This window comes from Pseudovibrio sp. FO-BEG1 (assembly GCF_000236645.1).
Classification (GTDB): domain Bacteria; phylum Pseudomonadota; class Alphaproteobacteria; order Rhizobiales; family Stappiaceae; genus Pseudovibrio.
Map to the genome: position 1 here is coordinate 192,980 of NC_016642.1, position 20,419 is coordinate 213,398.

Annotated in this window: 23 protein-coding genes; 8 read left to right on the forward strand and 15 right to left on the reverse strand. The window is 52.4% G+C overall.

Annotated elements, in window-relative coordinates:
* Positions 1–49: 49 nt before the first annotated feature.
* The 4 genes from PSE_RS00975 to PSE_RS00990 all read left to right on the forward strand — a co-directional run bounded on the left by PSE_RS00975 (position 50) and on the right by PSE_RS00990 (position 3,393).
* Entirely contained in the window at positions 50–622 is a 573-nt protein-coding gene (locus tag PSE_RS00975) for a DUF924 family protein (RefSeq protein ID WP_051125855.1), read from the forward strand.
* A gap of 364 nt (positions 623–986) precedes the next feature.
* On the forward strand, positions 987–1,325 hold the full coding sequence (locus PSE_RS00980) for a P-II family nitrogen regulator (protein WP_014283168.1): 339 nt from the start codon (positions 987–989) through the stop codon (positions 1,323–1,325).
* Positions 1,326–1,347: 22 nt separating this feature from the next.
* Entirely contained in the window at positions 1,348–2,664 is a 1,317-nt protein-coding gene (locus tag PSE_RS00985) for an ammonium transporter (RefSeq protein WP_014283169.1), read from the forward strand.
* 363 nt (positions 2,665–3,027) lie between these two features.
* The gene (locus tag PSE_RS00990; protein WP_008550341.1) at positions 3,028–3,393 is read left to right on the forward strand and encodes a nuclear transport factor 2 family protein; all 366 of its coding nucleotides are present in this window, start codon (positions 3,028–3,030) and stop codon (positions 3,391–3,393) included.
* Positions 3,394–3,451: 58 nt separating this feature from the next.
* Here the strand turns inward: PSE_RS00990 and PSE_RS00995 are convergent, their stop codons facing one another.
* The 10 genes from PSE_RS00995 to PSE_RS01040 form a co-directional block, all read right to left on the reverse strand.
* Positions 3,452–3,859 carry a hypothetical protein gene (locus PSE_RS00995; protein WP_014283170.1) on the reverse strand — a complete coding sequence of 136 codons (408 nt, stop codon included), beginning with the start codon at positions 3,857–3,859 and terminating at the stop codon, positions 3,452–3,454.
* 103 nt (positions 3,860–3,962) lie between these two features.
* On the reverse strand, positions 3,963–4,781 hold the full coding sequence (locus PSE_RS01000) for a carbohydrate ABC transporter permease (RefSeq protein ID WP_014283171.1): 819 nt from the start codon (positions 4,779–4,781) through the stop codon (positions 3,963–3,965).
* A gap of 212 nt (positions 4,782–4,993) precedes the next feature.
* The gene (locus tag PSE_RS01005; protein WP_014283172.1) at positions 4,994–5,881 is read right to left on the reverse strand and encodes a cation diffusion facilitator family transporter; all 888 of its coding nucleotides are present in this window, start codon (positions 5,879–5,881) and stop codon (positions 4,994–4,996) included.
* Positions 5,882–6,049: 168 nt separating this feature from the next.
* Positions 6,050–6,793 (reverse strand): thioredoxin family protein, encoded by a 744-nt coding sequence (locus PSE_RS01010; RefSeq protein WP_008550708.1) that lies wholly within the window; start codon positions 6,791–6,793, stop codon positions 6,050–6,052.
* Between the two features lie 122 nt (positions 6,794–6,915).
* Positions 6,916–7,509 (reverse strand): DsbE family thiol:disulfide interchange protein, encoded by a 594-nt coding sequence (locus PSE_RS01015; RefSeq protein WP_008550575.1) that lies wholly within the window; start codon positions 7,507–7,509, stop codon positions 6,916–6,918.
* Positions 7,510–7,514: 5 nt separating this feature from the next.
* On the reverse strand, positions 7,515–7,745 hold the full coding sequence (gene ccmD / locus PSE_RS01020; RefSeq protein ID WP_008550536.1) for a heme exporter protein CcmD: 231 nt from the start codon (positions 7,743–7,745) through the stop codon (positions 7,515–7,517).
* Positions 7,746–7,750: 5 nt separating this feature from the next.
* Positions 7,751–8,530, reverse strand: a complete 780-nt coding sequence (locus tag PSE_RS01025; RefSeq protein ID WP_008550314.1) for a heme ABC transporter permease — start codon at positions 8,528–8,530, stop codon at positions 7,751–7,753.
* 178 nt (positions 8,531–8,708) lie between these two features.
* The gene (gene ccmB / locus PSE_RS01030) at positions 8,709–9,368 is read right to left on the reverse strand and encodes a heme exporter protein CcmB (RefSeq protein ID WP_037037391.1); all 660 of its coding nucleotides are present in this window, start codon (positions 9,366–9,368) and stop codon (positions 8,709–8,711) included.
* Between the two features lie 11 nt (positions 9,369–9,379).
* Entirely contained in the window at positions 9,380–10,084 is a 705-nt protein-coding gene (gene ccmA / locus PSE_RS01035; RefSeq protein WP_083793269.1) for a heme ABC exporter ATP-binding protein CcmA, read from the reverse strand.
* A 150-nt stretch (positions 10,085–10,234) separates the two neighbouring features.
* Positions 10,235–10,675 (reverse strand): cupin domain-containing protein, encoded by a 441-nt coding sequence (locus tag PSE_RS01040; protein ID WP_008550446.1) that lies wholly within the window; start codon positions 10,673–10,675, stop codon positions 10,235–10,237.
* A gap of 467 nt (positions 10,676–11,142) precedes the next feature.
* On the opposite strand from PSE_RS01040, the gene acnA reads away from it, so the two are divergent.
* Complete coding sequence (acnA, locus tag PSE_RS01045; RefSeq protein WP_014283175.1) at positions 11,143–13,818, forward strand: aconitate hydratase AcnA; 2,676 nt, start codon at positions 11,143–11,145, stop codon at positions 13,816–13,818.
* A gap of 252 nt (positions 13,819–14,070) precedes the next feature.
* Positions 14,071–14,571, forward strand: a complete 501-nt coding sequence (locus PSE_RS01050; RefSeq protein WP_148266069.1) for a hypothetical protein — start codon at positions 14,071–14,073, stop codon at positions 14,569–14,571.
* A 128-nt stretch (positions 14,572–14,699) separates the two neighbouring features.
* Here the strand turns inward: PSE_RS01050 and PSE_RS01055 are convergent, their stop codons facing one another.
* Entirely contained in the window at positions 14,700–15,179 is a 480-nt protein-coding gene (locus tag PSE_RS01055; protein WP_041767780.1) for a Panacea domain-containing protein, read from the reverse strand.
* Positions 15,179–16,111, reverse strand: coding sequence for a hypothetical protein (locus PSE_RS01060; protein WP_014283177.1), 933 nt, complete (start codon positions 16,109–16,111; stop codon positions 15,179–15,181). Before PSE_RS01060 ends, PSE_RS01055 begins: the two co-directional genes overlap by 1 nt.
* Before the next feature lie 464 nt (positions 16,112–16,575).
* Between PSE_RS01060 and PSE_RS01065 the strand changes: the two genes are divergently transcribed.
* Positions 16,576–16,848, forward strand: a complete 273-nt coding sequence (locus tag PSE_RS01065; protein ID WP_014283178.1) for a hypothetical protein — start codon at positions 16,576–16,578, stop codon at positions 16,846–16,848.
* A 179-nt stretch (positions 16,849–17,027) separates the two neighbouring features.
* Here the strand turns inward: PSE_RS01065 and PSE_RS27275 are convergent, their stop codons facing one another.
* From PSE_RS27275 to PSE_RS01085, 3 genes are all read right to left on the reverse strand, one after another.
* Positions 17,028–17,567, reverse strand: a complete 540-nt coding sequence (locus PSE_RS27275; protein WP_014283179.1) for a hypothetical protein — start codon at positions 17,565–17,567, stop codon at positions 17,028–17,030.
* A 124-nt stretch (positions 17,568–17,691) separates the two neighbouring features.
* On the reverse strand, positions 17,692–18,270 hold the full coding sequence (locus PSE_RS01080; RefSeq protein ID WP_208998059.1) for a hypothetical protein: 579 nt from the start codon (positions 18,268–18,270) through the stop codon (positions 17,692–17,694).
* Positions 18,271–18,405: 135 nt separating this feature from the next.
* Positions 18,406–19,335, reverse strand: a complete 930-nt coding sequence (locus PSE_RS01085) for a LysR family transcriptional regulator (RefSeq protein WP_014283181.1) — start codon at positions 19,333–19,335, stop codon at positions 18,406–18,408.
* 101 nt (positions 19,336–19,436) lie between these two features.
* On the opposite strand from PSE_RS01085, the gene PSE_RS01090 reads away from it, so the two are divergent.
* Positions 19,437–20,270: an NAD(P)H-binding protein gene (locus PSE_RS01090; protein WP_014283182.1), complete on the forward strand. Its 834-nt coding sequence runs from the start codon at positions 19,437–19,439 to the stop codon at positions 20,268–20,270.
* Positions 20,271–20,419 lie beyond the last annotated feature (149 nt).

The following is a 20,419-nucleotide window of genomic DNA, read 5'->3' on the forward strand; positions in this document are numbered from 1 at the left end:
GGCTAACGGAACTTTGCGCAACAGTAAAGCAAATATTGGGGAGTGAAGCATGGCACTAATGGAACTCGACGGAAAATCAGAGACCAGTAAAGCACTCGAAATTCTGGATTTCTGGTGGACCGCAGGCGGCCCCAAATGGTTCAACGGCGGCGAAGCATTCGATAAGGAAATCCGCGAGAAGTTTGAAGCCGACGTAGAGGCTGCCAATCACGGAGATTACGACGACTGGACACAAACCCCACACGGCACGCTGGCTCTCCTTTTGCTGCTCGACCAGTTCCCGCGCAACATCTATCGCGGCTCACCCAAAGCATTCGCTTCCGATCCGAAGGCCGTCAAAGTTGCCCTGGATTCCCTCAACAAGAACTTCCATACCGCCTTCCCGATGGGCTATCGTATGTTCTTCTTCCTGCCTTTCGAGCATTCAGAAGAAATGGACATGCAGGATCTGAGTGTGGATCTGTTCCGCGGTCTGGGTGATCAGGACACCTATCATTACGCGCTGATCCACATGGACGTCATCCGCCGCTTTGGCCGTTTCCCACACCGCAACGAAGTGCTTGGTCGCACCTCAACACCGGAAGAAATTGAGTTCCTGGCATCGGGTGGATTCAGGGCATAAACGACCTGATTAAAAATTAGACACGCATTTACAATGATTACAAAATAGGCAGAGTCAATTTATGGCTCTGCCTATTTTAGTGACAGCTACTTTCTGCGCATGTCCACCCGTGCCACTCTTCATCGAGAAAAATTAATTTCAATCAAGCCGCTGAATTTTCAAGATTATTCCAAAGCCTCTCACGCCCGAATTCTACGTAAAAATCGATATTTTCCAAAACTGGCACGCTCCTTGAAAGAGGAAGGGCAAGCGTGCCGGCCGGGCATACTGAGAAGGACCAGATAACTGGCATTTTCCCGGCCCCAAAGAGGTCTCCAGAACTCTTTGCGGCACACTCCATGAAAGAGGGGAACGGGAATCTGACATGAAAATCGTTATGGCAATCATCAAGCCCTTTAAACTGGATGAGGTGCGCGACGCACTCACCACTCTGGGCATTCAGGGGCTCACAGTCACCGAAGTCAAAGGCTATGGCCGCCAAAAGGGCCACACAGAAATCTACCGCGGCACAGAATACGCCGTCACCTTCCTCCCAAAACTAAAGGTCGAAGTCGCAGTTGCGTCCGACATGGCAGACAAAGTTGTCGAAGCCATCGGAAACGCAGCTCAGACTGGCCAGATCGGTGATGGCAAAATCTTCGTCTACTCCATTGATCAAGTCGTCCGCATTCGCACCGGCGAAGCAGACGCAGAAGCAATATAATCAAGTGAAGGGGATAGAGAATATGAAACGCACCTCCACCCTTGTTGCCGCAAGTTCGCTGCTGGCACTCTCCGCCGGCCCAGTCATGGCAGAAGAAAAATACGCTCTTGCTGTCGACACAGCTTACATCTTCAACACTCTGCTCTTCCTGATCGGCGGCTTTCTGGTGATGTGGATGGCAGCTGGCTTCGCCATGCTTGAAGCAGGCCTCGTCCGCACCAAAAATGTCTCCATGCAGTGCCTCAAAAACATCGCGCTGTACTCCATCGCTGGCCTGATGTTCTGGATCACCGGCTACAACCTCATGTACACCGGCGTCGACGGTGGCTTCATGGGGTCCATCGGGCCATACTCTTTTGACCCTGTAGGCGGTGACGCTCTGGATACAGGCTATTCAACGGCCTCCGACTGGTTCTTTCAGATGGTCTTCTGCGCAACCACAGCCTCCATCGTATCCGGCACCATGGCAGAGCGCATCAAGCTTTGGGCCTTCCTGATCTTCGTTGTTGTCCTCACCGGCGTGCTCTACCCAATCACCGGCTCCTGGCAGTGGGGCGCTGGCTGGCTCTCCGAAATGGGCTTTGCTGACTTTGCTGGTTCAACCCTCGTCCACTCCGTTGGTGGCTGGGCGGCCCTGTCTGGCGCGATCATCCTGGGTGCGCGTAAAGGCAAGTACGGTAAAAACGGTCAGGTCTTCGTAATGCCAGGCTCTTCCATGCCGCTGGCAACACTTGGCACCTTCATCCTGTGGCTCGGCTGGTTCGGCTTCAACGGCGCTTCTCAGCTGGCAATGGGCACCATTGGCGACGTCACAGACATCTCCCGCATTTTCGCCAACACCAACATGGCTGCTGCAGGTGGTGTGGTCGTAACGATTGCTCTGACACAGGCTCTCTATAAGAAGGTCGACGTCACCATGGCTCTCAACGGCGCACTGGCTGGCCTCGTTTCCATCACCGCAGAACCACTGGCGCCAAGCGTGCTCCAGTCCGTTCTCATCGGTGGTGTTGGGGGTGCCATTGTTGTCTTCGCAGTGCCAATGCTCGACAAACTGAAGATCGACGACGTGGTTGGCGCAATCCCGGTTCACCTGCTTTCCGGCATCTGGGGAACGCTAATCGTGCCACTGTCCAACTCAGACGCATCTTACGTCACCCAGTTCATCGGTGTAGCAGCCATCGGCATCTTCACCTTCGTTGCCTCCACCATTGTCTGGTACGCAATCCAGATGCTAGTTGGCCTGCGCGTGACCGAGGAAGACGAAGCCATGGGTCTCGACAAAGCAGAGATCGGCGTCGAAGCCTATCCTGAGTTCGGCACCGGCTCTCAGCGCCTCTGAATCTTGGCAAATCTGGGAGGATCAAATCCCCCTCCCAGAACTGAAAGATGAAATCACAAAGCCCGGCAACCACCGCCGGGCTTTTTCTTTAAGCGCAATTGCCAGCCTATCATTTTCCTTCAACAGATAGCTCTGTGCTCAAACGCTAAACACTACAAAATCAAAGCAACCCAAAAGCTTAGGAAAGTTGATACCCCAGCTTACTAGTCGGTTCAAATCCGCCTACCACATTTGAAAGACGGACTTCACCTTTCATAGGTGGTACTTTCAGGAATGCCCTATACGTCCATTTCTAATCAAGATTCGCTCTTCATCCTACGTCCAAACAAAGAGGCGCAAACGCCCGAGCTTTGGAGTCCGACGATGAACAGTGAATTGGAAGCAGCAGTGAAAGAAGCCAGTCAACAGTGGCAAAACGCGTTCAATGCGGGTGATGCTCAAGGCTGCGCCAACTGCTACGAAGCCAACGCTGTTATGGAGGCCAAACCCTTTGGCACCTACCATGGCCGAGCCGAGATTCTCGAGTTCTGGCAAATGCTCATTCGGGAAGGTTTCTCAGAGGTCGAATACCTCAACCCCAAAATCGTCGCTTCAGGCGAAAGCTCTGCCATCCTCTCTTCCGATTGGAAGATGAACAAAGCCCACGGCAACATCTCCAAGGAACTCTGGGTCTTGCAACCTGACGGCACCGCCCTTCTGAGAGAAGACTATTTCAGCGCAGCCTCCTGAGGCTCCGGCACCACAAACAAAAAGCCCGGCACGAGGCCGGACTTCATCAGGATATCGCTTAACAGTCGCGGTCGTAAAAATAGTCGAGGCGATCGGCGATATCATCCAGAGCGAACGAATACCCGTTCCAGTCCTCATCAATCCAGGCATCTTCCAGACGATCAACCGCGCGATCGAGCTTGCCGTCATCTTCCAGCTCAGCAAGCAAGCGTCCCACATCGATCAGATGGCCAAGAGCACCATCAACGTTGGAACCAGCCCGAACTCCGCCTTCAAAGAAAACCTCATCAGAGATATCATCGATGTCGATAATGGTCGCATTCAGCTCTGAGCAGCTCAGCTCACCCCATGCATAAGCTGCATTTGGAGCCGCCAGTCCAGCAAAGCCAAGTGAAGCAACAACAGCAAACGCCTTCAAACCACGCAACATCATACCAAACCCTTCTTCCATGAGCACATCTGCCATTGAGCAGGCAGACCTCTGTAATCCTCACATGGATATCAGCCCTACCAAGAGGCGCTGTTTCAACGAAGACAGGTATTGTGGTTTCTTTGAGGCTTCTGAGAGCCTACTGACGTCCGTCCGTCAGCCCTTTCACAAAGGCTTTCTGGCAGAAAACCACCAGCAGGATTGGTGGCAACATAGCAAGCACGGCCAGCGCCAACCCTTGCGGGCTAGTGCGACCAATCAGGCTCAACCCCTGCACCAGTGTCATCCTGGTCTCTTCGCTGGAAACCATCACCGGCCACAGATACTGGTTCCAACCTTGCACAAACATCAGCAGGCCGAGCGCTGCAATCATGGGCGCAGAAGCAGGAACCAGAATGTCCTTCAGAAACTTGATCGGCCCTGCCCCATCAATCCGCGCAGCCTCAGAAAGCTCTGTCGGCACACCAAGGAAAAACTGTCGGAAGAAGAACGTTCCAACAGCTGACGCAAGCAAAGGCAGCATCAGACCCGGATAGGAGTTCACCAGCCCCAGCTGACTGGTCACTGCATAAGTTGGCAGAAACCGGGATTCCAACGGTAGCAGCAAGCTGCACAAGATCACCCAGAAGAAGAACGTGCCGAAGCGAACGCGGAAATACACCAGCGCATAGGCCGCAAGCAGCGAGATGCCGACCTTAGCCAACGCAAACCCAGCTGCCAGATACAGAGAGTTCAGCGCCATGGTCAGGCCCGTCACTCCCCTCGAAAACCCACGCCCCTCAAACAAAGCCTTGCTGTAAACCTCAACGCCATACGGACCCGGAAGGAACTGCAGTCCATCCTGTCCAAGTGTTGCGCCAGAGTGTGTCGAGGAAAATGCAATGATCAGCACCGGCCCGACAATAACGAACACACCGATAAGCAGGATAAGATGATCGAGGTAATGAGAGCGGGGCATAATTATCTCTGAAACACAGCGCAGCCCCGAACCACAGCAAAAGCGAAGGATCACGCAACCAAACGAAAGGCAGCCTGTGTGGCCCTGGAAACAGGCAAACTGCACCGGGAGATCATCTCTGAAAAACGGCAGACGCCATCAGACCCAATCCCCATAGGAATTAAGGTGACACCGTAAAACTACGCAGATCAGGTTTCAAGCTCTGTAAGTGCCTATAAAACCACAATTCCTGAATGCTTGGCATGATTTTCCGGTTCCACGTGGATCGTCACACGTGCACCAGGCATTTTTTCTGCGATGCCTTCCTCAATGCGATCGCAAATCGCATGAGCATCCAGAACGCTCATTTCACCCGGCACCACCAGATGAAAATCAATGAAAGTCACGTGGCCTGCATGGCGCGTCCGCAGATCATGAGCTTCCAGCGCACCATCACCAAACTTGGAGATCAATGCGCGGATTTCTTCCTGCTCCTCTTCTGGAGCAGCCTCATCCATCAGACCTCCGACAGATTCACGCACCAGCTTCCAGCCAGACCACATGATGTTGACTGCAACGATACCAGCAAGGATCGGGTCAAACATCTGCCAGCCCGTCACCCACACAGCCGCGATACCAACCAGCACGCCAAGGGATGTATAGACATCGGTCATGATGTGCCGCGCATCCGCCTGCAAAGCCGGAGAGCGATGCGCCTTACCAATCCGCATCAGAGCAATCGCCCAGACACAATTGATCACGGAAGACAGCAGGTTCAAGCCAATACCCTGAATGTTCACATCAAGATCATACGGCTCAGTCAAACCCATATAGGCTTTGCGCAGAATGAGGATAGCTGCCAGAACAATCAGCACCCCTTCCAGAACAGCAGCAAAATACTCTGCTTTATAGTGGCCGTAAGGGTGGTTCTGATCAGCAGGTTTGCGCGCCAGATACAAAGCACCGGCAGCAGCAGAAGCACTCGCGATATTGATGGAGGTTTCAAGGGCGTCGGAATAGAACGCAATGGAGCCCGTCATCACAAAGGCAAAGTATTTGAGCGCAAATACCAATATGCCAATGACGATGCTGCCCAGCGCAAAGCGCATGCTCTGGTCCATGTGCCACATCCACCCTAATTCAAACTCGACGACTGCTTAGAAAGTTATCGTCCTCTATCAGGTTTCAGTGGCATATTAAACAATGGAACGCGCTCAAATAGCCAGTTTTTATGCTTATTTGCACGCAATGTTTGCAAATGAAAATCACTTGCAGAATATTGGCTATTTCTACTTGTCGTAAAAAGCGGCACCGATGATTTCACCCGGCATTTCGCCGGAGTTCGTCTGAACCAGAACAGCCCAGTTCTTGGAGTCGAACATCTTCAGCGCAGTGCGTGGCAGACGGAACACTTCAGCTGCACCAGACCACATGCCAATCGGCATAATGCTGCGCACAACGTTCTTGTAGGTCTGCGTCGTACCAGCGTTTTCACCGCGCTGGATTTCAACCACAGCTTCCTTGTCGATACCAAGAAGATAAACGTCCGCCTTCTTGCCCGGCTCTTTCAGGGAGCCAGAGAGCTGAACTTCGAGCGCACTGTCATCCAGCATCGCTTCCACCTGCACGGTCATACCGGAGGACTTGCGGATAGCATTTTTGACGGAGCGACGATCACTGCCAACCATATGCCCACGGCCATTCACGACAACCTGAGGCGTATAGATCTGCGCATCACCGCGGCTCTTGGCATAATCCTTCTGGCGCTGGGTGAACACAGGCGAACCAAGCGTGTCCTTCCAACCGAAGTAATCCCAGTAATCAACGTGATAGGAAAGTGTCACAACGTCTTTCTGGTCAGCAACAAGCTCTTCCAGAAATTGGTCTGCAGGTGGACATGACGAACAGCCCTGGCTGGTGAACAACTCAACCACGGCCTTTGGAGTTTGTGCCTGCGCAGAGAGTGAAGTCGCAAGACCCAGCCCTGCTGCGAGAACAACACCCGTCAATCTATTTAAAGAAAACCACCGCATTTCGGCCCTTCGCAATTGTTTAAGTCATCGCTGATGCAGCGCTAACCTAAACAATAACCAGATAACTGTAGAATCACATCCCAGTGAGCCCCTGAAAACCCAAGGAATCAGGGGCGCTGGTATTATTTGGATTCATTCAGCACTTTTTCAAGCTCTGGCAGGAAGACGTCCCGATAGCTGGCCTCACTCAATGGGCCAACAAATTTGTAGCGGATCTGAGCCTTCTCATCGACGATAAAAGTCTCAGGAACCCCGTAAACGCCCCATTCAATGCCTGCGCGGCCAGTGTCAAACCCAACGCGGTCATAAGGGTTGCCAAGCTCTGCGAGGAACCGGTTCGCCTTCACGTCCGTGTCCTTGTAGTTCAGGCCAGCGATCTCATAACGATCGTCCTTGGCCAGATCCATCAAGTATTTGTGTTCAGCACGGCAAGGCGCACACCAGGATGCGAAGATGTTCACAACGGTCACCTGACCAAGCAGATCACTACGCTTGAACCCAGGAACCTGCTTGCCGTCACGCTCCAGCCCATTCACGGGCGGCAGATCAAACTCAGGTGCAGGCTTGTCAATCAGGGCAGATGGCAACTCTTTGGAGTCATGACCAGAGAGCATCATGAAACCCATCAGAACCGCAAGAGCACCAAAAACAATCAGCGGAAGAAGAAAAAGCGGAGAAATGCCTGACTTCTTCTCTTCGTCTATTTCACTACTCATTCCTGTTAGCTCTCACTCTTATCGTCTGCTGAGGAGGAAACCACCTGACTGACGGAAGGACCAGGACGACGGGAAGAACGGCGACGAATGCCACTTGCTTCCAGTGCCTGCATCTCTTTTTCCAGTTGGGTTTTGTCCATACGCACCCAAACAATCAGGATACCGATGACCAGCGCAGCCATTGCATAGGCAGCAATCACATATTCAGCGTGACGACCAAACTCTGAAAAGTCCATGATCCTTACCTCGCACCTGCTGGAGCTGCTTTAGTCACTGTGCTGCTGGATGCAGCCGGTGCAACAGAAGCTGCACGCATTCGCATCGCTCTGATCCGACGGCGCATAATCTCGTTACGCATGCTCATCAGATGCAAAGTTACAAACAGAAGCACAAAGGCCAGAGCCATCAATCCAAGTGGAATGAGAATGGAAGAGTGAATAGCAGGACCACCGCTGCGGATAATGCTCGGCGGCTGGTGCAGCGTGTTCCACCATTCAACGGAAAACTTGATAATGACCACGTTGATCACACCAACCAGCGTGATGATCGCATTCACTTTTGCAGCCTTGATAGGATCTTCAATCGCCTTCCACAGTGCAATGATGCCCAGGTACATGATGAACAACACCAGGAAGGAGGTCAGTCTTGCGTCCCAGACCCAGAAAGTACCCCACATCGGCTTACCCCAGATCGCGCCGGAAAACAGCGCCAGAAAGGTAAATGCAGCACCGATTGGAGCGGAAGCTTTGGCCGAAACATCAGCCAGCGGGTGCTTCCAGACCAGAGAGCCAATCGAAGACAACGCCATCATCGCATAACACATCAATGCAAGCTGGGCAGCAGGCACGTGCACGAACATAATGCGCACTGTCTGGCCTTGCTGGTAATCTTCAGGCGCAACAAAAAACGCGAAGTACAAGCCAACTGCAAGTGCAGCGACCGTCGCAACGATAAGCCATGGAAGCAGAACTTTCACAAGCTTCAGGAACCGGGTTGGGTTTGCAAGATCGTATAAGGTCATAGAGCCGTTCTAAACTGAGAATGACGAAGCATCAATGTGTACATAGTGTCACGGACCTATCAAGGTCATTGATTACGCGCAATTTGACACTTCACTTCTTCGGGAATTCACCCATTTTAGACGATTTTACATAGACTTAACGCTTCAGGGAATTTCAGCGGCCATATAGCCGCATCCATCAGTCGCCTGAAACGCGAAGCGCTGCAGCTGCTGCAAGAGGTCCAACAACAAGACCAAAAAGTGTCAGAGCACACAAAAACAGGAACGGAACGAGGAAGTTATTGGAGTCGATCGCTCCCGCTGTCGCGGCACTCACACCAAAGATCAGAATTGGAATTGCCAGCGGAATAACCAGAATGGAGAGCAGCACCCCACCCCGCCGCATGGAAACAGTAACACCAGCACCAACTGCACCCACAAGGGTGAGAGCAGGCGCACCAACAAGCAAGGTCAGCGTCACCAGAACAATGCTCTGGAAGTCGAGACCCACGAACAAAGAAAGAACCGGCGTTGCCAACACCAGCGGAAGACCCGTCGCCGCCCAGTGCGCCGCACACTTGATTAGCACAACCAGCTCCAGCGAACGGCCTGACATCACCAGCAGCTCAAGGGAGCCATCTTCACGGTCAGCCTGAAACAGACGATCAAGCCCCAAAAGCGTCGCCAGCAAAGCACCAATCCAGAGGATCGCAGCACCAATGCGCGACAGCAGGATCATGTCCGGGCCAACACCAAACGGAAAGATCGTCACAACGGCCAGAAAGAACAGAACGCCAATCAACGCACCACCGCCAACGCGGTTCGCCAATTGATATTCGCGGACAAAAAGACACTTCATCCAGTTCATGATCAGCCCTCGTCCTGCTCGTCTTCGTCGAAATAGTCGTCCAGATCCTCACCCGCAAACATATGCTCGCTCTCTGTCGTCACTGGCGACAGGTTGAGGAACTTGGTGTTTGGCAGGTTCAGAGGCAGGTGGGTCGCGGCAATCACAACACCGCCAGCGTTAATGTGATCTGCAATCAGACCAAGCAATACTTCTTCAGAAGCCTTATCGAGCGCGGATGTTGGCTCATCAAGCAGCCAGATTGGGCGTGGAACCACCAGCAAGCGCGCCACGGAAAGGCGGCGGCGTTGTCCAGCACTGAGATAACCAGCAGGCAAGCTGGCCGTATGCGCGATACCCAGGGTCTCTAGCGCTTCCATCTCGCTCATGCTCTCACGCACTTTGCCATCGCCAAAGTCGGCAGGCTCAAAGAAGTTACGCCAGAAGCTGAGGTTCTCCAGCACAGTCTGCAGCGGCTTCAACGCATCAAGGTGCCCAAAGTAATGGGAGTGTTCGGCAACAGAGCGCTCAGCCATGCCACCTTCCAGCTCAAGCGAACCATGCGCTTTTGCCACCAGTCCGGCGATCACGCGCAGCAGACTGGATTTACCGACACCGTTGGGGCCTTGCACAATCAGAGCTTCACTGGAGCCAACTTCAAAGTCGACGTGGTTCAATACTCTGCGGCCACCACGATCACATGCAACGCCCTGGCAGACTAACTTCAATTGGTTCATCGCGCCCGAAACCACTACAGCAGCTCTCACTGCTTACCAAACTGACGGCGTATCCCGAAAAGTGGATCCGATTTCCGGATAAGATACGCTCCAACAAAGAATTAAAGCAGTTTGCATGATCCCGTCTTTGCGCAAACCACTTTATTCAGGAGGCCGTATCACATTCGGCAAATCCTTTGCTCCCATAAACACGGCTAGGATTCGCGTTGGCACCGTTCCGGTATTTTTGCCGAAGTGCCAGGTGTTGACGGCCTCAATAAACGCCTCGCCCTTTTTGAAGGTCAGAGGAGCCTCTTTCTCATAGGTGATCGTCAGCTCACCATCAAGTATATATCCGTAAAGAGGAATAGGGTGCATATGCTCTTTAACAGCCTCACCCGGTGCCAGTGTAATGACCAGTGAGGTCACCTGCGCCTGCCGTCCTTCCGGGTAAACCAACGGCTGCTTCGTGATCGTCGTTTCGCTCTTATCAAGCAGAACCTCAACATCAGAATATGCATTTCCGTTGTCCTGAGCCAGCGCACCAGCCGCAAATCCACCCAGAACCAGACAACACGTACCAACCAAAACTGCAGATTTCATAGGAATCGCCTTCCTGTTGTTTTCAGCTGTTCTCTGCGCACTTTTACGCCATACCCGGCAGTTATTCTCGTGCGAAGCAAACGCATCCTAACAGCGATCCCCTTCCGAGCCTTTAAAACCACACAGGGCCGGAAACATAGAATGGACATATTGTATACATCTGTATATAATATAATTCATACAAACCCCATCCCGCTTGATCGGGCGCCCTACTCCGGCCTAACCTCACCCATGGTAAATTATTAGCCTTCCGCTGCGGTTCAGCTGGAACCTGCGTCAGAAAGACGCTATAGGGTCGACAACTATAAGCTGATTGAATTTCAAGAAGCGCTTTTAATGCATTTGTTAAATGATCAAGCCAACGCCATGACGGCGAGCCACAAAACTCCGGGAGGAACTGGAGAGGTTCGTCAGTTCAAAGCTTAGTTTCCGGTTCTGAGCGGGAAACGAAATAAGGAGATCGCCGAATGACACAATCTCTAGACAGTTTTAAGGCCAAGCAAACGCTGCAAGTCGGCGGCAAGACCTACACTTATTTTTCCATTCCTGAAGCAGAAAAGAACGGCCTGACTGGCGTTTCCAAGCTTCCATTCTCATTGAAAGTCGTTCTGGAGAACCTGCTGCGCTTTGAAGATGGCCGCACGGTGACTGCGGATGACATCAAGGCCGTTGCAGAATGGCTGACCACCCGCACCTCCACCCACGAAATCGCCTACCGCCCTGCCCGCGTTCTCATGCAGGACTTCACCGGCGTGCCAGCCGTTGTTGACCTTGCCGCCATGCGCGATGCTGCCGTCAGCCTCGGCGGTGATCCGAAAAAGGTGAACCCGCTGGTTCCCGTTGATCTCGTCATCGACCACTCTGTGATGGTCGACTATTTCGGCACCACCTCCGCCTTCGCCCTTAACGTGGAACGCGAGTACGAGCGCAACAATGAGCGTTATGAGTTCCTACGCTGGGGCCAGTCCGCGTTTGATAACTTCCGCGCCGTACCTCCTGGCACCGGCATCTGTCACCAGGTGAACCTTGAGTACCTCGCCCAGACCGTCTGGACGAAGGAAGAAGACGGCGAAACCATCGCTTATCCGGATACCCTCGTCGGCACTGATTCCCACACCACCATGGTCAACGGCCTCGCCGTGCTTGGTTGGGGCGTAGGCGGCATTGAGGCGGAAGCGGCCATGCTCGGCCAGCCAATCTCCATGCTGATCCCGGAAGTCATCGGCTTCAAACTCACCGGCGAGCTGCAGGATGGCATCACCGCCACCGACCTTGTGCTCACCGTGGTTGAGATGCTGCGCAAGAAAGGCGTTGTCGGCAAGTTCGTGGAATTCTACGGCCCCGGCCTCGACAACATGTCTCTGGAAGACGCCGCCACCATCGCCAACATGGCACCTGAATACGGCGCCACCTGTGGCTTCTTCCCCGTGGACGACGACACGCTCCGCTATCTGAACGCCACAGGCCGCGACAAAGACCGCATCGCTCTGGTGGAAGCCTACTCCAAGGCGCAAGGCATGTACCGCGACACCCATACGGAGCCAACCTTCACCGACACGCTGGAGCTGGACATCTCCACCGTTGTGCCATCCATCGCCGGTCCAAAACGTCCGCAGGATCGTATCTCCCTTGCTGATGCGGCGGAAGGCTTTGCCAAAACCATGGCGGAGGAGTTCAAGAAGGCAGGCGAAGAAACGCGCCGCGCACCGGTGGAAGGCCGCGACCATGACCTTGGCAACGGTGATGTCGTCATCGCTGCGATCACCTCGTGCACCAACACCTCCAACCCGTCCGTGCTCATCGGCGCTGGCTTGGTGGCCCGCAAGGCCCGCGCCAAGGGCCTGCATGTGAAGCCTTGGGTGAAAACCTCACTGGCACCCGGCTCTCAGGTGGTGACGGATTATCTGGAGAAAGCTGGCGTTCAGGAAGATCTCGACGCGCTTGGCTTCAACCTCACCGGCTACGGCTGCACCACCTGTATTGGTAACTCAGGCCCTCTGCCGCCGGAAATCTCCAAGTCCATCAGTGACAACGACCTCGTGGCCTGCTCCGTCCTCTCCGGCAACCGCAACTTCGAGGGCCGCGTGAACCCGGATGTGCGCGCCAACTATCTGGCCTCCCCGCCACTGGTTGTCGCTTATGCCATCGCAGGCTCGCTCAACATCAACGTGGCCAAAGACCCACTCGGCAAGGATCAGGACGGCAACCCCGTCTACCTGAAGGACCTGTGGCCAACCACGGAAGAGATCACCGACCTCATCCGCTCCTCCATCACAGAAGAGATGTTTGAAGAGCGGTACGGCGATGTGTTCAAGGGCGACGAGCACTGGCAGAACATCAAGGTGGAAGGCGGCATGACCTACGGTTGGCCACCAGCTTCCACCTACGTGCAGAACCCGCCTTACTTTGAAGGCATGACCATGGAGCCAACACCCCTCACCGATATTGAGGGCGCGGCCGTCATGGGCTTGTTCCTGGATTCCATCACCACCGACCACATCTCCCCGGCAGGGGCGATTAAGGCAGACAGCCCGGCAGGCCAGTACCTGACCTCCCACGGCGTTGAGCGCAAAGACTTCAACTCCTACGGCTCCCGCCGTGGCAACCACGAAGTTATGATGCGCGGCACCTTCGGCAACATCCGCATCAAAAACCAGATGGTGCCGGGCGTGGAAGGTGGCTACACCACCAAGGACGGCGAGCAACGCTGGATCTACGACGCTTGCATGGAATACAAAGCCGCTGGCACCCCGCTTGTGGTGTTTGCTGGCAAGGAATACGGCACCGGCTCCTCCCGCGACTGGGCGGCAAAAGGCACCAAATTGCTCGGCGTGCGCGCTGTGATCGCTCAAAGCTTCGAGCGCATCCACCGCTCCAACCTCGTCGGCATGGGCGTCCTGCCCTTCACGTTTAAGGATGGAGAAAGCTGGCAGTCCCACGGCATCGATGGCACGGAAAAGGTCACCATCAAAGGCGTGGCAGACCTCAAGCCCCGCCAGATGGTCGACATTCAGGTCGAATTCGCCAATGGCGAAACCAAAACCATCGAAGCCCTCTGCCGCATCGATACCGAGGACGAACTCGAGTACATCAAAGCCGGCGGCATCCTGCACTACGTCCTGAGAAACTTGGTCTCCGGCTAAGACACCTCAACAAGCAGACTATTCAGTCCCCCACAACCACAAAACGGGCCCTCCAAGGCCCGTTTTTCTTTAGCAGCTCCACTTTCAGAGCCCACCACCTCCACCGAGGTCATCTCACACAAGCAATCCCCCTCCGACGTCATCCGGCACAAGCACCCACCTCTGATGTCATCCCGCACAAGCGCAGCGCGATGCGGGACCTAGAGCCACCTTCTCAGCTCTCAGCCACCACCCCACTGGATCCCGCATCAAGTGCGGGAAGACGGCGGGCGCTGTCGCATCGACAATTACGAACTCGCCACTTTCGCGCTTCCTGCTTTTGCAGTAGACAGGCCAGCGTCAATGTTGGTGCTGCATAAGTCTATGGTTATTGCTGATTTGTATTTCTGGTTCTTTATTTCATCAACTGCCTACATGGTCTTCACGTGGCAGATATCGTTCGGCTTACCGCCGGCCTACGTGTACCCAAGCTTGAAAGCAGACACGAAGTTATTTTACCACGCGCGCCTATCAATCTTTGCGGTAATGCCATGCATTGCAGGTTTGGCGATCACAAACGAGTTGGCCTTCTTCGTCCCTGCTGGTTTGGTTGCCCTATGGTCTGGCTGGCGTACCCGCACCCTGCTTCTACAAAGAACCCAAGGCCCGCTTCCGTTGCTCCTGATCCCCCTCACAGCAAAATGGCCGATGCTCATCTTCGATACCTGGACCATCGGCGGAGCACTTCTCATCCTGCAGCAATTTATTCGCTAGCAAAGGCCTCTATCCGAAAATTGGAAACTTTTTTCCGGATAAAAATATCTAAAAAAATAAAAAGCCACGTGTTTATAATTACTTGGACAAGATCAATAACAACACTAGCCCAAGTTAACACTGCCATATCAAGTCAGCTCTAACTGCCTTTTTTTTTGATATTCTGATGCTAACAGCGAGAGATCCAACGTATCATATCGTTCTGATTGTTGAATTGGATAAGTTGAATAAACCAAATCAATAAAGTCATTCCAATACAAACTAGATGTCTTATCTAATGTGAACTGAATTGCCTCTCGTTCACTATTGGAAAGTCTAGGTTTATAATTAGCATTCTTAAGTGCGATAACTTCTTTGGTTGCTCCGTGATGATTAATATCAGAAATTACTTCAAACAGATCATCTGATAAGGCTGTATCTGTCACATCTGAAACATAAGGGCCATAGTGATTAAACAACCACTTGATCTCACTAATTTGCTTTTTTCGAATCAGCATATGCTTCCAATCTGCCAAGTATATCAATTTGGTAACACGTGCTTTTGAAAGCTCTTCCTTATGAGGGTAAAACTTGCAGATGTAAGCTAAGATATCTCTAATTTGAGCCATTAGAAACCTACCTTTCCAGCTTCACTATGATTTCTAGAACTACCGAGTTTCAGCTTATCTAACTTATCGATAATTCCTGGAATCCGCACCGGATCTTGAAGAGTATCAGAAGAATATTCTTCAAAACGGTTCTCGTTTACACTTTCATAGACGAACACAGCGCGCGCTTCTTCTTTGGTATCACGCAACGTGAAAGCATAAAAATCCCTTGATTTCATTCGGATATCATCAAGGTCGGGGCGACTTAATCCGTAGTTTGCATCCATATACTTATAATATGCAGCCTTGCTTCTACGTGAACAAGGTATCTTTGAATCTCTGTATTCGCCATCGGCATCTGTACTCTGCCAAACTTTTGATAAAACTCCTTTATCAAAAGCGTATTTTTTATCTGGCTTTAATCTTCCATTTTCAGGATGCCGCGAAAAACGGCCTGCACATACAAAGTATCTGTTATCATTCACCTCTTCTACCTCTAGCTGATACACACTCACTCGATCACCACTATCTAGTTGCAAATCTGCACTGATCTCCCGAAGCGTGTCCTTGAGAGATTCTTGCCTCTCGGTAAAAAGAAGATTTTCGTACTTAGTTGTGAGTGATTTTTCTTTATTGATGTAGATGCTTTCAATACTTGGTGTCTGAGATGATACTGAAAATTCTACAACTATAATTAAAGCACCGAAGATCACCGTGAGAGGTATAGATACCCACCAAGCAATCAAAGTTTCTTCGTTAAATTCGGAAACAATACCAATAACAACTGTTGCAACGGTAAGAAAAGTAATTATCGGGCCCTTATAATATCTAAGCCACTTAATACGCCCAATATATCTCCATGAAAACAATATAATATCTTTCAAAAACTCTCTAACAGAGGTTTTGATCATTAAGGCGATTAAAAAAACACCGAATAAAACAAAATAAATCATGCTTTAACTTGAGTACCACCTCATATTGAGTGCTAAAATCAAATTTAGAGTACTTTTACTAAAACTCTTCTTATCCAACAGGTTATCTTCCATATCTCGATATGACTTCTCAAAAACAACTCAAATCACAGAGATTTTCTAATCTATTTCCATCCACACCCTCGTCAAAACCGACAATTTGACAACCTCAGGTTTTCATTCCACATTCATACGTGAGGCCTAGAAACCTCCTATAAGACAGCGGTTACCGCTCCCGTTAACTAGCGGATTTTTTGTGCCTGCTTTATAGGTAGCGCGCAAACCCTTTGCTATGAGCGGGAGGGCGGTGAATACAATACCTTCTTCGGAGGGGAATAAACTCGCCTGTCTGTCTTACAGGTTTCTAGCCTCCCGCTCGCCAGTGGGCCCTAGAAAGTCTAGCTGTCGCGCGGTTGTTCAACCCTGTAAAGACAAAGGGATTGAGAATGACCGACTCCGCATGTGCCTGTGGCACCACAAACACTTTCCAAAACGAAATAGACGAAGTCATCATCGCTGTCTCAGACCTGCAAAATCTCAGCTACATCCAGCACTTACTGCTGACTGAGAGACTGCAGCACAGCAGCGAACGCGATGCTTTGTTCACTCTGCATCATGCCTTCCGCGACCGACTGGAAGCACTACAAAAAAGCTGCGGAACTTTAGAGCGGGTCGCTCATCCGCAGCCGGTAAATATAAACATTCCGCTTCCTGATTAAGCCCGCCCAGCGCTCCACAAAGCAAGGGAACCTGCCCACGTGGAGCCGTGCTGGCCCCTGAGCATTTGGCAGTACGCCATCCGCTCCGGTGCCGGAAGCGAGAACGCAGCTACACCCCGCACCCTCGCCACGGCGCCCTGCTGGTCTGCGGAACATACCATCCCCCCGCAGGCCAGCATCTACTTGGCAGAACAGAACAGCGTCAGCACAGCATCCCACTCCGCCGCGGCATCAATCTCTTTAAGTTTGCCAGCTTGTTCATGCTGCGACTTCTGTTGCGCAACATTTACAAACCAAGACGGATGATAAGTTGGAGGCCCCTGACGACGCATCTCAGCACATGCCAATACGCGCGCCTCTTCAGCAAACTCTTTCCCATCGCGCTTGAACTGCTCTTTCTCAGCCTCAGTCATTTTCAGGAAAGTAAGCATTTGATAGAACATGGTCGCAGAACCAAGCGACGTGCCTTCAACGCGGCGCGTATCAAACTGCACCTTGATCAGCCCACTCAGAAAAATTGATAGTTTGCGCGAAGGATCACTGTGATTGGCACACTCAGAAACTGCAGCTGCAATCATCGGCAGCTCAACATCCGGCGTAATTTCTGACAATTCCTGGCATTCACGAGTAACGCGATTGCCATCAGCCTGCGCATTCTGAATTGCCAATGCAGCAACAAAAGCCAGCACAAGCGTCGTAATATATTGTTTTTGCTTCACTATTATCACCAGAGCTAGGATAAAGCCTACAAACCAGCTCTGGCTAATATCAAAGGCACCTTTCCCCCTCAAGCACGCTCAAGAGGAGGAAAAATCAAACACAATCCGCAGTTGGCACCTCAGCCTACTTGGCAGAACAGATGCCTGTTTTGGCGAGGGAAACCTGCCATGCGTCATTGGCGTCAAACGGTGTCACCAACCCGTCGCCACCCTCTTTCTTAAAGCCACCCATGCCATGGGCCACCATGTATTTGGGGTAATAGTCCGGCGCGCCTGAGGCCTGCAAGAAACTGCAAGCGCCGCTGATGCCATCCTTGCTGTACGCCTCCAGCGCTTTGCCAAAGGCTTCGCTCTGTTCCTTGCTCAGCTTCTGAAAGGTCACCAGTCGCAGAACGGAGATCGCCTGATGCGCGCTCTTGTCCTTCACCCGCAGCATATCAAAATACCCACGCGCAAACGCCATCACATAAAGATCAACGGCATTCTGGTATTGCTCTTTCTCAATGCAGGCAAAGATGGATTGATAAAGGTCTGCCGGTGTGTAGCTCGTCTTGGTCTCTTCGCGCGCCATACAGCCCACATTATGGGTCACCTCAAGGTTTCCCTCACTCTGGTAATGGGTGATGGTTCCCTGCGCTTGCGCACCACTGGCAACCATAAAAGCGCCCCCGAGAAGGCCGAGGGTCAGATACGAAAGTTTCAACGAAAACACCTCTCTGTAATCCGGAGGGTACACATCCCGGCACCTCACCACTGCATTCTGCAAGCCCCAGTCATACACCCAGCAAACCGCCCATCACTTGACCTTTGCAAAACACACACCCTCTTATCCGCCGCTTCAATCCGTGAAGAAGAAAGAGCGCCCCTCCTTCGTCTCCAACAGCCATTTGCGAAACTCATCCATAAACACACGGCTCCGCCGCGCCAGTTGCTTCTTGGAAGGGTAGAGCAGATAAAGCTTGGCAGAACCAAAGCTCCAGTCCGGTAAAACCCGCTCAACCGTTCCCCGTTCCAAGGCATCCCGCACAAGATACAAAGGCAAAAGCCCAATCCCCGAGCCAATCTCAACCATAGACAAAATACCCGATGGCGAGTTGGTCCGGCACATTGCCTGCAGCGAAATCGGCCTGCGCAGGCCCGTCTGGTCTGACAGAGAAAGCGAGTTGAGTGCAACATCCAGCGTATCAATGCCACGGTGATTTTTCAGGTCACTCACCAAAGCTGGGCGTCCATGCTCACTCAAATAATCACAGGAGGCATAAAGCTGAAACTCAACATCACATAAAACCCGTCCAATCATGGCTGAATCGGCAGGAATGCCAATGCGCAGTGCCACATCCACTTCATCTTCAATCAGGTCCAGCTTTTGATCATCCACCAGCAACTCAAGCTTTAAAGCCGGATACCGCCGCACAAAGCCTTTGAGAAACCGCGAAAGCACCCGCTGCATAAAATCCTGCGTGCACGTCACCCGCAACGTGCCGGAAAGCTCCTCCGCTCCTTGCTCAACAGAGGCAAGCGCATCCTGCGAAAGCTGCAACAATCCTTGCGCATGCGGCAACAACCGCTCGCCATCCGTCGTCAAACTCAGCTTACGGGTGGAGCGATGCAACACCCGCACGCCCAGCGCCTCCTCAAGCAAAGCCACCTGCTCGCTCACCTTGGCACGCCCCATGTTCAGCTTGCGCCCCGCTGCCGCAAATGAGCCCTGCTCCACCACACAGGCAAAGACAGCAAGCCGCCGGATATGTTTGAGCTCATTTTTCAAATTACCGATCCTTTTTTCGGAACAATATATATCAAATACAGCTCCTAATAAGGAAACAAAATCCACACCATATTGCTCTGAACAACACAAGGAGCACTCTCATGGAAACAATCTTCATCACCGGCGCAACAGGCACTCTGGCCACCGAAATCATCAGCCAGCTTGCAGAAAAGCCTGTCAAAGTTCTCGGCGGCAGTCGCCAGCCCAAACCAGATACCCCCTATGAAGCCGTTGAGTTTGACTACGCCCGCCCCGAAACGTTCACCAGTTTTAAGCGGGCAGACCGAGTTGTGATGATCCCACGCCCGGTAGATATGGAAGCGGATCAGGTCATGATCCCTGCAATTGAAGCGGCAAAGGCAAGTGGTGTGAAGCAAATCGTGCTGATCACCGGCATGGGCATCAATCACATCCCGCAAGCCCCGCTCTTCCTCGTGGAACAAGCTTTGATCACCAGCGGAGTGGATTACACCATCGTCCGCCCAAGCTTTTTCTACGACAACTTCACCAAGGCAGACGCCCAGACAATCGCCATTGGAAAGCTCTATACCCCGGCAGGTGATGGTCGCATCAACTTCATTTCCGCAAAAGATGTTGCAGCCGTTAGCATCGCAGCCCTGCTCAACTCACAAAACGCCAACAAAGCCTTCGACATCACCGGCAGCGAAGCACCAAACTACAGCGAAGTCGCAAAGGAGTTGAGCACAGCACTCGGCAAACCCGTGGCTTACGAAAACATCTCAGAGGAACAGTTCGCTCAGGGATTGAAAGCAGCAGGCTTTGCGGACACAGCTATCGCCTTCTTCCAACAAGTCTACATCTCGGTCCGTGCCGGACAAAACGCAGCCCTTACAAACGGCGTGGAAGCTGCAACAGGAAGCAAACCAGAAGGCCTGAAAGAGTTCATCAACCGCAATACCCAAGTGTGGGCTTAACGTCTCTGCCCCGTTGCCAGCGCACCTCGTCAGGCAACGGAGCATCTAAAAACTTATCCCCCTTGGCGAAAGATGGCCCCATACTCATTGCATGCCCACGTAACGGGCAGCTGGCGGGCCGTCCGTCGGCGTGTCGTGGGCTGGGTGGG